The sequence below is a fragment of the Stenotrophomonas sp. STEN054 genome (assembly GCF_056854535.1).
The window spans coordinates 23,900-36,722 of the sequence record NZ_JBXFWG010000044.1; the positions used below are offsets into that span (position 1 = coordinate 23,900).

At 67.0% G+C, this 12,823-nt stretch carries 15 protein-coding genes; 11 read left to right on the plus strand and 4 right to left on the minus strand.

Annotation, left to right across the window (positions count from 1 at the left end):
• Window positions 1–41: 41 nt before the first annotated feature.
• The 3 genes from pgl to zwf are packed head-to-tail and all read right to left on the minus strand — an operon-like array spanning window position 42 to window position 3,201.
• Window positions 42–764 carry a 6-phosphogluconolactonase gene (pgl, locus tag AC1VXD_RS15690; protein ID WP_482992820.1) on the minus strand — a complete coding sequence of 241 codons (723 nt, stop codon included), beginning with the start codon at window positions 762–764 and terminating at the stop codon, window positions 42–44.
• Entirely contained in the window at window positions 761–1,768 is a 1,008-nt protein-coding gene (gene glk / locus AC1VXD_RS15695; protein WP_482992821.1) for a glucokinase, read from the minus strand. The genes pgl and glk overlap by 4 nt, the downstream gene beginning before the upstream one ends.
• Entirely contained in the window at window positions 1,765–3,201 is a 1,437-nt protein-coding gene (zwf, locus tag AC1VXD_RS15700; RefSeq protein WP_482992822.1) for a glucose-6-phosphate dehydrogenase, read from the minus strand. Before zwf ends, glk begins: the two co-directional genes overlap by 4 nt.
• Before the next feature lie 353 nt (window positions 3,202–3,554).
• On the opposite strand from zwf, the gene AC1VXD_RS15705 reads away from it, so the two are divergent.
• A complete protein-coding gene (locus AC1VXD_RS15705; protein ID WP_482992823.1) occupies window positions 3,555–4,637 on the plus strand; it encodes an ABC transporter ATP-binding protein in 1,083 nt (360 codons plus the stop codon).
• 117 nt (window positions 4,638–4,754) lie between these two features.
• On the opposite strand, the gene ygfZ is transcribed toward AC1VXD_RS15705, so the two are convergent.
• Window positions 4,755–5,630, minus strand: a complete 876-nt coding sequence (gene ygfZ, locus AC1VXD_RS15710) for a CAF17-like 4Fe-4S cluster assembly/insertion protein YgfZ (protein WP_482992824.1) — start codon at window positions 5,628–5,630, stop codon at window positions 4,755–4,757.
• Between the two features lie 39 nt (window positions 5,631–5,669).
• Here ygfZ and AC1VXD_RS15715 point away from each other — a divergent pair, with 39 nt between their 5' ends.
• From AC1VXD_RS15715 to AC1VXD_RS15760, 10 genes are all read left to right on the plus strand, one after another.
• On the plus strand, window positions 5,670–5,843 hold the full coding sequence (locus AC1VXD_RS15715) for a DUF1674 domain-containing protein (protein ID WP_482992825.1): 174 nt from the start codon (window positions 5,670–5,672) through the stop codon (window positions 5,841–5,843).
• Window positions 5,844–5,899: 56 nt separating this feature from the next.
• On the plus strand, window positions 5,900–6,292 hold the full coding sequence (sdhC, locus tag AC1VXD_RS15720) for a succinate dehydrogenase, cytochrome b556 subunit (RefSeq protein ID WP_079221502.1): 393 nt from the start codon (window positions 5,900–5,902) through the stop codon (window positions 6,290–6,292).
• A complete protein-coding gene (gene sdhD, locus AC1VXD_RS15725; protein WP_079221503.1) occupies window positions 6,289–6,675 on the plus strand; it encodes a succinate dehydrogenase, hydrophobic membrane anchor protein in 387 nt (128 codons plus the stop codon). The genes sdhC and sdhD overlap by 4 nt, the downstream gene beginning before the upstream one ends.
• 31 nt (window positions 6,676–6,706) lie before the next feature.
• Entirely contained in the window at window positions 6,707–8,497 is a 1,791-nt protein-coding gene (gene sdhA / locus AC1VXD_RS15730) for a succinate dehydrogenase flavoprotein subunit (protein ID WP_482992826.1), read from the plus strand.
• Between the two features lie 69 nt (window positions 8,498–8,566).
• Window positions 8,567–9,352, plus strand: a complete 786-nt coding sequence (locus tag AC1VXD_RS15735) for a succinate dehydrogenase iron-sulfur subunit (protein ID WP_079221505.1) — start codon at window positions 8,567–8,569, stop codon at window positions 9,350–9,352.
• A 98-nt stretch (window positions 9,353–9,450) separates the two neighbouring features.
• Complete coding sequence (locus tag AC1VXD_RS15740; protein ID WP_150454616.1) at window positions 9,451–9,699, plus strand: FAD assembly factor SdhE; 249 nt, start codon at window positions 9,451–9,453, stop codon at window positions 9,697–9,699.
• Window positions 9,650–10,099 carry a hypothetical protein gene (locus AC1VXD_RS15745; protein WP_482992827.1) on the plus strand — a complete coding sequence of 150 codons (450 nt, stop codon included), beginning with the start codon at window positions 9,650–9,652 and terminating at the stop codon, window positions 10,097–10,099. The genes AC1VXD_RS15740 and AC1VXD_RS15745 overlap by 50 nt, the downstream gene beginning before the upstream one ends.
• Before the next feature lie 23 nt (window positions 10,100–10,122).
• Window positions 10,123–11,364, plus strand: coding sequence for a lipoprotein-releasing ABC transporter permease subunit (locus tag AC1VXD_RS15750; protein ID WP_108768526.1), 1,242 nt, complete (start codon window positions 10,123–10,125; stop codon window positions 11,362–11,364).
• Window positions 11,357–12,070, plus strand: a complete 714-nt coding sequence (gene lolD, locus AC1VXD_RS15755; RefSeq protein ID WP_108768527.1) for a lipoprotein-releasing ABC transporter ATP-binding protein LolD — start codon at window positions 11,357–11,359, stop codon at window positions 12,068–12,070. Before AC1VXD_RS15750 ends, lolD begins: the two co-directional genes overlap by 8 nt.
• Before the next feature lie 179 nt (window positions 12,071–12,249).
• Window positions 12,250–12,702 carry a DUF6491 family protein gene (locus tag AC1VXD_RS15760; protein ID WP_482992828.1) on the plus strand — a complete coding sequence of 151 codons (453 nt, stop codon included), beginning with the start codon at window positions 12,250–12,252 and terminating at the stop codon, window positions 12,700–12,702.
• Window positions 12,703–12,823 lie beyond the last annotated feature (121 nt).

A 12,823-nucleotide genomic window follows, 5' to 3' on the forward strand; every position in this document is an offset into this window, starting at 1 on the left:
AGGTGGCGAGAGGCAAGCGGCAGCGGACGCCGCCGCCGACGTCAATCAGCCCAGTGCACGCGCAGGCGCGCGCCGTCCAGGTTGATTGCATTGAGGATCGGGTACTGCTGCGCGTCGTTGCTGTCCAGCGCCTGGCGCAGCACCTGCAGCTTCTGCTTGCCGCGCAGCAGCAGCAGGCGCTGGCGGCACTGGCCCAGCCCGCGCGGGGTCAGGGTGATGCGCAGCGGCCACTGGTTGGCGCCGGGGCAGCCGGTGGCATCCAGCGCAGCGTAGGGCAGGGTGCTTTCCAGGGCGCGGGCCAGATCCTTCGATCCCGGAAACAGCGAGGCGGTGTGGCCATCATTGCCCATGCCCAGCGCCACGACGGTCGGCGCCTGGCTGTGCTCGGCCTGCAGGTTGGCGGTGTACACGCATTCGGGCAGCGGCTTGCCGATGCGCACCAGCGGATCGAAGTGGGCACCTTCGGCGCGCTTGAGCAGGTGCTCGCGTACCAGCCAGGCATTGCTGTCGCGATCCTGCGGCGACAACCAACGCTCATCGGCCAGGCTCACTTCCACCCTGTCCCAGAGCACGTCCAGTTCGGCCAGCGCCTGGTACACCGGCGCTGGGGTAGTGCCACCGGACAGCAGGATGCGGGCGCGGCCCACTTCGTTGATGTCGTGGTTGATCGCCTGGGCCATTTCGGCGGCCACGGCTTCGATCCAGCCATCGGCATCGCCATGGCTGATGAAGTCGATGCGGTCGTCGTGGAAGACAGCATTCATACGGCAACTCCTGGTGCGTCACGTTCGGCGTCGGCGGCGTAGGCGGCGGCGCCCAGCAGCCCGGGGCAGGGGTGCATGATCGCCAGCGACGGCACCCGCGCCATGATCGAAGAGAACCGGCCCTTGTGTTCGAAGCGCTGGCGGAAACCGGAATGCTGCAGCGAATCAAGCATCTTCGGCACCAGGCCACCGGTCAGGAACACGCCGTCCCAGGCACCCTGCACCAGCACCAGGTCACCGGCGATGGCCCCGAACACGGCGCAGAACACGTCCACCGTGCGCATCGCCTGCGGGTCGCCCAGCGCAGCACGCGCGGTGACATCGGCCGGCTGCAGCTGGCCCGGATCGAACCCTGCCATCTCGCAGACCGCCCGATGGATGTTGACCAGGCCAGGCCCGCAGATCAGGCGCTCGTTGGAGACGCGGCCAAACTGCTCGGAGAGGATCTCCAGGATGCGGATCTCCTCCGGCGTGCCCGGCGGAAAGCTGACGTGGCCACCTTCGGTTTCCAGTGCGTAGCCACGGTGGTGGCGCACGATGAGCCCACCGACCCCAAGCCCGGTACCCGGTCCGATCACGCCGTAGTTGCGCGGCTCGCCCGGTGCTGCCGGGGCCCAGTGCGCGCCGCCGATCTGGACCACGTCATGCGGCTGCAGCAGGGCCACGGCCATCGCCTGGGCAGCGAAGTCATTGATCAGGTGCAGTTCGTCGAAGCCGAGCATGGCCGCGGTACGGCTGCGCGAGATCACCCACGGGTGATTGGTGATGCGTGCTTCGTCGCCGTCCACGCGGCCGGCCACCGCGAACACGCCGCGGCGGGCTGTGGCACCCACCTGTTCCAGGTAGTGGCGGGCGGCATCACCCAGCGAGGGGAACTCGGCCACCGCGTATTCGCGGATGCTGTCCTTCTGCAGGGGCGCGTCCAGCGAGGTGTCGGCGAGGGCGAAGCGGGCGTTGGTGCCGCCGATGTCGGCGACCAGCACGGGCTGGCTGCCGGCACTCATGCCGATGCTCCGCTGTCCGGGGCGTCAACACCCTGCGGCAGGAAGTCGCTGGCGTTGTCCGGGCCCCACTGGCCGGCCGGGTAGGGTTCCAGCGGCAGGTTGGCGGCCTTCCAGGCATCGGCCACGCTGTCGATCCAGGCCCACGCCGCGCGCACTTCGTCGTCGCGCACGAACAGGGTGTGGTTGCCGTTGAAGGCATCGAGGAACAGGCGTTCGTAGGCGATGCGGCGGTGCAGGCCGGTCGGCACGGACAGTTCCAGTTCCAGCGGGTGCAGTTCCAGCGCGCCCCATTCCGGGCCGGCCAGGCTGCTCATCAGGCCCAGTTCGATGTTTTCCTGCGGCTGCAGCTGGAACACCAGGCGGTTCGGCGCGGCCTGCGCACGCTGCGGGCGCTCGAACAACCAGTGGGTGACCGGCTTCAGCGTGACCACCACGCGGGTGGTGCGCTCGGGCAGGCGCTTGCCGGTGACCAGGTGGAACGGCACGCCGCTCCAGCGCCAGTTGTCGATGTGCGCGGTGACGCCTGCGAAGGTTTCCACGTCGCTGCCTTCCGGCGGCTGGTAGGCCTGGGCCGGCTGGCCGTTGATGCTGCCGGCGGTGTAGCGGCCGCGGATGCTGTCACGGGCGGCATGCTTGGCGTCCAGCGGGCGCAGGGCGCGCAGCACCTTGACCTTCTCGTCGCGGATGCGGTCGGCTTCCAGCGAGGCCGGCGGCTCCATCGCGACCATGCACAGCAGCTGCAGGATGTGGCTCTGCACCATGTCGCGCAGCGCGCCGGAGCGGGCGTAGTACGCATCGCGGCCGTCCACGCCTTCGCTCTCGGCCACCAGGATGTGCACCGATTCGATGTAGTTGCGGTTCCAGACTGCTTCCAGCAGCGTGTTGCCGAAGCGCAGGGCGATCAGGTTCTGCACCGCCGCCTTGCCTAGATAGTGGTCCAGGCGGAACACGCGGTCTTCGTCGATCCACTGGCCGATGGTGGAGATGATCTCCTCGGCGCTCTCGCTGTCGCTGCCGATCGGCTTTTCCAGCATCAGGCGCGACGGCGCTGCCAGGGCGCCGCCCTTGGCCAGGCCTTCGCAGGTGGAGATGTACAGGCCCGGCGGGATGGCCAGGTAGCTGACGCAGCGGCGGTCGACCAGGTCGGAGACGGCGGCGGCGACCGAGTCGACGTCACGCAGGTCCACCGAACGGTAGTCGATGCGGCGCAGCAGGGAGGCGATGTCCTCCTGGCTGGCCATCGGCATGGCCTGCTGCAGTCGCGGCCGCAGGATATCGTGGAAGGCTTCGGTGTCATGGCCGGACAGGGCCAGCGCACGGATGCGGAAGTCCTCCGGCAGCAGCCCGTCGCCAAGCAGGCGCAGCAGCGAAGGGAACAGGTAGCGCTGGGCCAGGTCGCCTGTGGCACCAAACAGGAAGAGGGTGTCGTGCATCGCTCGAGTTTCAGATCCGGGTGACATCGTTGTCAATCGCTTCATGGCTGGGTTCAGGGGACATCCGCGCTACTGTCTGTCCGAGGCTCGATGGGGGCGGATTTCCGGCGGGCCGGAAGACCGTTCCATTCGTAACCACTACGACGATGACCTTTCGTCTGGTCGTCGAAGCAGATCGGCGCGCACCGACGTTCGGATAGTGCCACGTGAAAACGTTTACATGGCAGAATGGGCAACTGTATTCGATTGCAGTGGTCGCCGTCATGCGGCAGCTGCGCAATCATCACTGCCATCGGGAGGGCCGAGGCAGTCCCCAATGACAGCCCGGCGTCGGGCGGACTGGATAGATTGAAATGGCAAAAGTGCAGTTGCAGGGTGTGCGCAAGGTCTACGACAACGGCCAGGTCGCGGTGAAGGACGCCACCTTCGAGGTCGCCGATGGCGAGCTCATGGTGCTGGTCGGACCGTCCGGCTGTGGCAAGTCGACCCTGCTGCGGATGGTGGCGGGTCTGGAGGAGATCAGCGGTGGCACGCTGACCATCGGCGACCGGGTGGTCAACGATGTGGCGCCGAAGGATCGCGACATCGCGATGGTGTTCCAGAGTTATGCGCTGTACCCGCACATGACCGTGGCCGAGAACCTGGCCTTCGGCCTGAAGCTGCGCGGCCACGACAAGGCGACCATCGACAAGCGCATCGCCGAGGCGGCGCAGACGCTGGGCCTGACCGAAATGATGGACAAGCTGCCCAAGGCGATGTCCGGCGGCCAGCGCCAGCGCGTGGCGCTGGGGCGTGCACTGGTGCGCGAGCCGGCGGTGTTCCTGCTGGACGAACCGCTGTCCAACCTGGATGCCAAGCTGCGCCACAGCGTGCGTACCGAGATCGCGCAGCTGCACCGCAAGCTGGGCACAACCATGATCTACGTGACGCATGACCAGGTCGAAGCGATGACCCTGGGCCAGCGCATCGTGGTGCTGAAGGACGGCATCATCCAGCAGATCGACACGCCGATGGCGCTGTACGACCGTCCGGCCAACCTGTTCGTGGCCGGCTTCCTCGGTAGCCCGGCGATGAACGTGCTGCGCGGCACGCTGCAGGGCGATGCCAGCGGCGTGACCGTGGTCGATGGCGAATGGCGCGCGCCGCTTGGCCAGGCCACCATCGACCCGGCATGGCTGCAGAAGTCGATTGCCGTGGGCGTGCGCCCGGAGCACCTGCAGCCGGCGACCGCCGACGATACCCATGCGTTCACCGCGCGCATCGAGGGCATCGAGCCGGTCGGCAACGAGATCTTCGTCAACCTCAGCAGTGGCAAGCATGCGCTGACCATGCGCGTGGCGCCGCAGTCGCTGCCGGGCGTGGGCGAGGACATCCGCGTGGCGATCCAGCCGCAGGGCCTGCATTTCTTCGATGCGGAAAGCGGCGAACGCCTGTAAGGGGCGGTAGCGCCGGGCCATGCCCGGCGTCATGAACGGCGTGCGGACCAACGGTCCGCACCCACCCGATTTTGTAGAGCCGAGCCCACGCTCGGCTGCTTCACCCGGGGTGAAACCTCAGCGCCCCAGGCCATCCAGCAGCGGCACCCGCTGCGCGGTCACACCGCCCACCTCCAATTCGGCATCACTGGTTTCCAGCGGCAGCACCGCGAGGGCCAGATCGCCGGCCACGCTGGCAATGCTGCCCAGCGCTGCGCCGTCCTGCTGCACGGCATCGCCGGCCTGCGCCGGGGCGGCGGTGTGCAGCAGCTGCACCGCGCGCTTGGCCTTGCCGAGGAAGTGGGTGCGGGCCACGATTTCCTGGCCTGGGTAGCAGCCCTTCTTCACGCTGTAGCCGTTCAGCCGGTCCAGGCCCAGCTGCTGCGGCGTCCACACTTCGCGCTGGCTTTCTTCCAGGCGCGGCAGGCCGAAGCGCAGGTCGGCCTTGCGCCAGGCCAAGGCGAACGCGGCTTCGTCGGCCTCGCTGCCGGCCGCAAACCCTTCAGCCGGACCGATGCGCAGGGTCCGCGGCAGGGCATCGCTGCCCAGATCCAGTTCCCAGCCTGCATCGCCACCACCGGCAATCGCCGCGCCACTGGCCGCTTCCGGCGCAGTGAATGCGCCAGCGACGGCAAGATCCGCACGCACCTGCAGCTTCACCTTGCGGCGGAATACAAAGCGCTGCAGTTGCGACGCAATCGCATCTGCATCGCCATCGGCCAGCACCAGCATCAGGTGATCCTCGGCCAGCCGCAGCAGTTGAAACACTGCAAGGGTGCGGCCCTTGGCGCTCAGCCAGGCGCTCCACTGCCAGTGCTGCAGGGGCAGGGCGGTCACGTCGCTGCTGAACTGGGCGTGGGCGAAAACGGCCGCATCGACGCCTTGCAGGCTCAGCAGCTGGTGGCCGGGCAGGCGCGGGTATGCGACGAAAGCAGGGGGAAGGTTGTCAGGCACGTGAACGAGGTCTAAAATTTGTGCGTTGCGAGACCGAACATGATAGGCCAAACAACCCCCACTCCCGACGACGAAACTGAAGCCCCGCTGGTCCCCGCGGCACCTGTGCCCGTGGAAAAACCAGAGGTGGAAGAGGAATTCGGCGGCCGCGGCGGACTTGATCCGGTGCGGTATGGCGATTGGGAGAAAAACGGACGCTGCATCGATTTCTGATCAGCATTGAGCCAACGCGGCATCGTGCCGCCCAGCCGAGACAACGAGCCCAGCGAATGGCGACCAGACAACGCCCCCTATCCCCGCACCTCCAGGTGTATCGCTGGCAGATTCAGATGGCCACCTCGATCCTGCATCGAGCCACTGGCGTCTTTCTGTCCGTGGGTGCCCTCATCATCGCTGCCGGCCTGCTGGCCCTGATGATGGGCCCCGATTCGTGGAACTGCTTCACCGGTCATGCCGGGGCCTGGTATGGCCGCGTGTTCCTGTTTGCGTGGACATGGTCGTTCGCCTACCACCTGTGCAATGGCATCCGCCACGTCGTGCAGGACTTCGCCGTTGGTTTCAGCATTCCGGCCTTCGTCCGCAGCAGCTGGATCTCGGTCTTCGGCAGCCTGGTGATCACCGCGCTGGTCTGGGCCTACGTGTTGTTCGGAGGTGCCGCATGAGCAAGTTCCGTACCCCGCTGAAGAACGTGCGCGGCCTTGGCTCGGCCAAGACCGGCACCGAGCACTTCGTGCACCAGCGCCTCACCGCCGCCGCCCTGGTGGTGCTGGGACTGTGGTTCCTGGTGTTCGTGGTGCGCATGGCCGGCGCCGACTACGCCACGGCCGTGGCCACCATCGCCAAGCCGTGGAATGCCGTGCCGCTGATCGGCCTGCTGATCACCATGTTCTGGCACGCACAGCTCGGCATGCAGGTCGTGCTGGAAGATTACATCCACGAATCGCTGCTGGCCCTGGTGCTGCAGACCGCGGTGAAGTTCGTCGCCGTGCTCGGCATGATCGTCAGTGTGTTTGCGGTGGGCCGCATCGCCCTCGGCGTTGCCTGAGCCCAGGCACCAAGACAGGAATCCAGACTAGATGTCCGCTTACAAGATCACCGAACACAAGTACGACATGGTCGTGGTGGGCGCCGGCGGCGCCGGCCTGCGCGCCACGTTCGGCCTTGCCGCCAAGGGCCTGCAGACCGTGTGCCTGACCAAGGTCTTCCCGACCCGTTCGCACACCGTCGCTGCACAGGGTGGCATTTCCGCCGCGCTCGCCAACATGGGCGAGGACGATTGGCGCTACCACTTCTACGACACCATCAAGGGCTCGGACTGGCTGGGCGACCAGGACGCCATCGAGTACATGTGCCGTGAGGCCATCCCGGCCATCATCGAGCTCGAGCACTACGGTGTGCCGTTCAGCCGCACCGCCGAAGGCAAGATCTACCAGCGCCCGTTCGGCGGCATGACCACCAAGTACGGCGAAGGCCCGGCGGCGCAGCGTACCTGCGCGGCGGCCGACCGTACCGGTCACGCCATGCTGCACACCCTGTACCAGCAGTCGCTCAAGCACGACGCACGTTTCATGATCGAGTACTTCGCACTCGACCTGGTCTTCGATGACGAAGGCGTGTGCCGTGGCGTGCTGGCCCTGGACATGGCCGACGGCACGCTGCACCTGTTCCGCGCCCAGGGCGTGGTGCTGGCCACCGGCGGCTACGGCCGCGCGTACTTCAGCGCCACCTCGGCGCATACCTGCACCGGCGACGGTGGCGGCCTGGCCATGCGTGCCGGCATCGCCATGCAGGATATGGAGTTCGTGCAGTTCCACCCGACCGGCATCTACGGCGCCGGCTGCCTGATCACCGAGGGTGTCCGCGGTGAAGGCGGCATCCTGCGCAACAGCAGCGGCGAGCGCTTCATGGAGCGCTACGCACCGCACTACAAGGATCTGGCCTCGCGTGACGTGGTGGCCCGTTCGATGACCATCGAGATCCGCGAAGGCCGCGGCGTCGGCGAGCACAAGGATCACATCCTGCTCGACCTGACCCACCTCGGCCCGGGCGTGATCGACGAGAAGCTGCCGGGCATCGCCGAGAGCGCGCGCATCTTCGCCGGCGTCGACGTGCACAAGCAGCCGATCCCGGTCATCCCGACCGTGCACTACAACATGGGCGGCATTCCGACCAACTTCCACGGCGAAGTCGTGCGCAAGGATGGCGACAACCCCGATGCCGTGGTGCCGGGCCTGTACGCCATCGGCGAAGCGGCCTGCGTGTCCGTGCACGGCGCCAACCGCCTGGGCTCGAACTCGCTGCTCGACCTGGTGGTGTTCGGTCGTGCCGTGGCCAACCGCTGCGCCGAGACCATCAAGCCGGGCGCCGCGCACAAGCCGCTGCCGGCCGATGCCTGCGACAAGGCGCTGGGCCTGCTGGACAAGCTGCGTTACGCCAATGGCGATACGCCGACCTCGGTCATCCGCGACAACATGCAGCGCACGATGCAGGCCGACGCCGCCGTCTTCCGTACCAGCCAGACGCTGAAGGAAGGCTGCGAGAAGATGGCGACCGTGTTCGATTCGTTCCAGGACGTGAAGGTCAGCGACCGTTCCCTGGTCTGGAACTCGGACCTGATCGAGACCTACGAGCTGAACAACCTGCTGCTGAACGCGGTGGCGACGATCAACTCGGCCGAACAGCGCAAGGAAAGCCGTGGTGCGCACGCGCACGAGGACTTCCCGGACCGCGACGACGTCAACTGGCACAAGCACACGCTGGTCACCGTCGACGAGAAGGGCAAGTGCAGCTTCGACTACCGTCCGGTGCATATGTACACGCTGACCGACGAGGTCGACGTGGTGCCGCCGAAGCCGCGCGTGTACTGATCGCGACCCCCGCCTACCATGCAATCCGCGCCTTGATGGCGCGGGCCGCCTGAGCCAACGAGAGCAGCCATGGCCGAGTTTTCACTCCCCAAGAATTCCAAGGTCACGAAGGGCCAGCACTTCCCCGCCAAGAGCGGCGGCAAGAACCTGCGCACCTTCAAGATCTACCGCTGGAGCCCGGACGACGACAGCAATCCGCGCACCGATACCTATGAGATCGATCTGGACGCCTGCGGCCCGATGGTCCTGGACGCGCTGATCAAGATCAAGAACGAGATCGATCCGACCCTGACCTTCCGTCGCTCCTGCCGCGAAGGTATCTGCGGTTCGTGCGCGATGAACATCGACGGCACCAACACCCTCGCCTGCACCCGCGCCATCGCGGACTGCGGCAAGAAGGAAGTGCCGATCTACCCGCTGCCGCACATGAGCGTGGTCAAGGATCTGGTTCCGGACCTGACCCACTTCTACGCGCAGTACGCCTCGATCAAGCCGTGGATCCGCACCCAGACCCCGGCGCCGCCGGACCGTGAGCGCCTGCAGTCGCCGGAAGACCGCAAGAAGCTCGACGGCCTGTACGAGTGCATCCTGTGCGCCTGCTGCTCGACCAGCTGCCCGAGTTACTGGTGGAACGGCGAGCGTTACCTGGGCCCGGCGATCCTGCTGCAGGCCTACCGCTGGATCATCGACTCGCGCGATGAGGACACCGGTGCGCGCCTGGACGATCTGGAAGATCCGTTCAAGCTGTATCGCTGCCACACCATCATGAACTGCGCCCGGACCTGCCCGAAGGGCCTGAACCCGGCGCTGGCGATTGCCGAGATCAAGAAGCTGATGATGGAACGCCGCGCCTGATACAGGCCTGGCGTTACCCGGTAGAGCCACGCCATGCGTGGATGCACCAACCAGTAGAGCCACGCCATGCGTGGCTTTGCTGTATCTGGAGAAACACGATGGACGAAGACACCCTGCTGAAGAAGCTGCGCTGGCGTTGCCGCCGCGGCATGCGTGAACTGGACCAGCTGTTCGGCCGCTATCTCGACCGCGAATGGAGCACTGCGCCGACCGAAGAGCGCGAAGTTTTCCTGTTTCTGCTCGAGTGCGAGGACGATAAATTGTGGCGCTGGTTCATGGGCTACGAGGCCTGCCCGCATGCCCACGCCGTGCCCCTCATGCAGAAGATCCTCGCCCTCAAGGCTTGAGTGGCGACCCTCGCGGCTGCAGGCCGGCGCGCAGGCGCTGGTACTGCTGGCCGCGCCCTGGCTGCTGCGCGCCTCGGCCCTGCCCGAAGACCGGTACTGGCCGGTGCTGGTGGCGGTCTGGCTGCTGGGCCTGGCCCGGCTGGGCTGGCGACTGCGCCGGCCCGCGTGCCGGCTTGATCTGACCACGCTGCCGGCGCCGCTGCAGCTGGATGGTGCCGATATCGACGCGCCGCGGCTGGTGGTGCGCGGCCCCTGGCTGCTGCTGCACTGGCGTGTCGACGGCCGGCGCGGGCGCCTGCTGTTCTGGCCGGACGTGCTCGACCACCGGCAGCGACGTGAACTGCGACTGGCCGTATCCGCACGCGGCGTTTCACGTCGACCCCGTACGATGGCACCATAGACTGAATTGACTGGCGTGCCTGCATGTTCAAACCCATCCCCGTGGCCATTGGCCTGCGCTACCTGCGCGCCAAGCGCCGCAACGGCTTCATCTCCTTCATCTCGATGGCATCGATCCTGGGCATCGCGCTCGGCGTCACGGTGCTGATCACCACCCTGGCGGTGATGAGCGGTTTCCAGAAGGAAATCCGCAGCCGCCTGCTGCAGATGACCGCCCATACCACCATCAGCCGCGACGGCGAGCCGATGCCAGACTGGATGCGCGTGGTCGACGTGGCCAACAAGGATCCCCGCGTGGCCGGTGCCGCGCCGTACATCGAGATCCAGTCGATGATCAGCGGCCCGCGCGTGCAGGGTGCGATCATCCAGGGCATCGATCCGGCGCTGGAGCCGAAGGTCTCGGTGATCGACAAGAAGATCACCAAGGGCAGCTATGACAGCCTCAAGCCGGGCAGCTTCAACCTTCTGCTGGGCAAGGAACTGGCCATCTGGCTCGGCGTGGACGTGGGCGACCAGGTGCTGGTGACGTTCGCCGAAGTGCAGGGCACCCCGGCCGGCGCGGTGCCACGGATGAAACGCTTCACCGTCAGCGGCCTGTTCGAGGCCGGCTACAACGAGGTCGACCGTGGCGTCGGCTTCGCCAACATGAAGGACCTCGAGCGCGTGCTGCGCTCCGACGGCGCCACCGGCGTGCGCCTGAAACTGCACGACATGGACCGCTCGCTGGAAGTGGGCGTGGACCTGGCGCAGAACCTGGGCGGCGCGTACCGGGTGAGTGACTGGACCCAGCAGAACGCCAACCTCTACCACTCGCTGCGCATGGAGAAGGTGGTGATGGGCATCCTGCTGTCGCTGATCATCGCGATGGGTGCCTTCAACCTCGTCTCCTCGCAGGTGATGCTGGTGACCGACAAGCAGGCCGACATCGCCATCCTTCGCACGCTGGGCCTGACCCCGGGCGGGGTGATGCAGGTGTTCATGGTGCAGGGCTCGCTGATCGGCATCTTCGGCACGCTGGCCGGCCTGATCGGCGGCATCACCCTGACGCTGAATCTCGAACGCATCCTCGGTGCCATCGAGTCGCTGTTCAACGTCAAGCTGCTGCCGGAGGATGTCTACTACATCACCGGCCTGCCGACCGACATGCAGACCGGCGATATCGTGGCGATCACGCTCATCGCGTTGCTGATGAGTTTCCTGGCCACCCTGTATCCCGCCTGGCGGGCAGCACGCACCCAGCCGGCGGAGGCCCTGCGCTATGAATAAGGTCGTCAACCGCGGCGATGAAGTGATCCGTGCCGAGGGCCTGGGCAAGACCTACGCCGAAGGCCGCATGCAGACGCCGGTGTTCGACGGGCTGGACCTGAAGGTCAATGCCGGCGAAACGGTGGCGATCATCGGTGCCTCCGGCGCCGGCAAGAGCACCCTGCTGCACCTGTTGGGCGGCCTGGATGTGCCGACGGCAGGCGAGGTGTTCGTCACCGGCCAGCGCATGTCGACCTTGTCGGACACCGCGCGTGGCCTGCTGCGCAACCAGGCGCTGGGCTTCGTCTACCAGTTCCACCACCTGCTGCCGGAATTCACCGCGCTGGAAAACGTGATGATGCCGGTGATGCTGGCCGGTACCGGCGTGCCCGAAGCCAGCCAGCGTGCGACCGCGCTGCTGGAAGCGGTGGGCCTGGGCCATCGCCTTGACCACAAGCCGGGCGAGCTGTCCGGTGGCGAGCGCCAGCGTGCCGCCGTGGCGCGTGCGCTGGTCAACCATCCGGCCTGCGTGCTCGGCGATGAGCCGACCGGCAACCTGGATGACCGCACCGCGGCCACCGTGTTCGAGCTGATGCTGGAACTCAACCGTGCCCGGCACACCAGCCTGGTGCTGGTGACCCACGACCGCAGCCTCGCGCGCCGCCTGGACCGCGTGCTGGAACTGCGCGAAGGGCGCCTGCACGCGCTGGCACACGCTGACGTCTGAGGCGCTGGCCTCGCACTGGTGGATGCCGGCCCTGGTCGGCTGCTTTTGCAGGGCGTGCGCCAACCCAGGTTGGCGACTACCGGGCCGCGCCGACCGATGGCTGAACCGGGCCGCCGGCCGTTGCGCCAGCGTTGCCCGGCCGGGCGCATGATGTGCGCAGTTCCCCGCTGGAGATCGCCATGAAGACCCCGCTGCTGATCGCCGGCCTGTGCCTGGCGCTGGCCGCTTGCGCCACCACTGGCCTGACCAGTGCCGACCGCCTGGAGCTGTACCGCGCCCACGCCGGTCCGGCGCAGAAGGACATGCAGTTCCTGGGCACGCTCAACGGCTGGACCGAGTTGGGCGACAGCGCGCTGGCGGTCTGGACCAAGCCGAGCGAAGCGTACCTGCTGGAACTGACCGGGCCGTGCCCGGATCTTTCGTATGCGCCTGCCATTGGCCTGACCAGCCACATGGGCCGGGTCAGCGCGCCGTTCGACAAGGTAATCGTACGCGACCCGACCGGCGGCCCGCGCCTGCCGTGCTTCATCAAGACGATCCGCAAGCTGGACGTCAAATCGCTGCGCGCGCAGGAAAAGGACATGCGCCAAGCGCAGGTGCAGGTGCAGGAGCGTGAAACGCCCGCAGAATAATCAGGTAGCGCCGGGGCCAACCCGCCGGGGATAATGGGAGCCCGCGGAGGCCCGGCCGAAACCGGCAAGGCGCCGGGGGGGTAGGCGGCGGGGGTTGGAGGGCGGGTAGGCAAAAGCAAAA

What these genes read in the sequence shown, in the direction of transcription:
- pgl (WP_482992820.1), bottom strand. Translation starts at nt 764, where the DNA reads ATGAATGCTGTCTTCCACGACGACCGCATCGACTTCATCAGCCATGGC.
- glk (WP_482992821.1), bottom strand. Translation starts at nt 1,768, where the DNA reads ATGAGTGCCGGCAGCCAGCCCGTGCTGGTCGCCGACATCGGCGGCACC.
- zwf (WP_482992822.1), bottom strand. Translation starts at nt 3,201, where the DNA reads ATGCACGACACCCTCTTCCTGTTTGGTGCCACAGGCGACCTGGCCCAG.
- AC1VXD_RS15705 (WP_482992823.1), top strand. Translation starts at nt 3,555, where the DNA reads ATGGCAAAAGTGCAGTTGCAGGGTGTGCGCAAGGTCTACGACAACGGC.
- AC1VXD_RS15715 (WP_482992825.1), top strand. Translation starts at nt 5,670, where the DNA reads ATGATAGGCCAAACAACCCCCACTCCCGACGACGAAACTGAAGCCCCG.
- sdhC (WP_079221502.1), top strand. Translation starts at nt 5,900, where the DNA reads ATGGCGACCAGACAACGCCCCCTATCCCCGCACCTCCAGGTGTATCGC.
- sdhD (WP_079221503.1), top strand. Translation starts at nt 6,289, where the DNA reads ATGAGCAAGTTCCGTACCCCGCTGAAGAACGTGCGCGGCCTTGGCTCG.
- sdhA (WP_482992826.1), top strand. Translation starts at nt 6,707, where the DNA reads ATGTCCGCTTACAAGATCACCGAACACAAGTACGACATGGTCGTGGTG.
- AC1VXD_RS15735 (WP_079221505.1), top strand. Translation starts at nt 8,567, where the DNA reads ATGGCCGAGTTTTCACTCCCCAAGAATTCCAAGGTCACGAAGGGCCAG.
- AC1VXD_RS15740 (WP_150454616.1), top strand. Translation starts at nt 9,451, where the DNA reads ATGGACGAAGACACCCTGCTGAAGAAGCTGCGCTGGCGTTGCCGCCGC.
- AC1VXD_RS15745 (WP_482992827.1), top strand. Translation starts at nt 9,650, where the DNA reads ATGCCCACGCCGTGCCCCTCATGCAGAAGATCCTCGCCCTCAAGGCTT.
- AC1VXD_RS15750 (WP_108768526.1), top strand. Translation starts at nt 10,123, where the DNA reads ATGTTCAAACCCATCCCCGTGGCCATTGGCCTGCGCTACCTGCGCGCC.
- lolD (WP_108768527.1), top strand. Translation starts at nt 11,357, where the DNA reads ATGAATAAGGTCGTCAACCGCGGCGATGAAGTGATCCGTGCCGAGGGC.
- AC1VXD_RS15760 (WP_482992828.1), top strand. Translation starts at nt 12,250, where the DNA reads ATGAAGACCCCGCTGCTGATCGCCGGCCTGTGCCTGGCGCTGGCCGCT.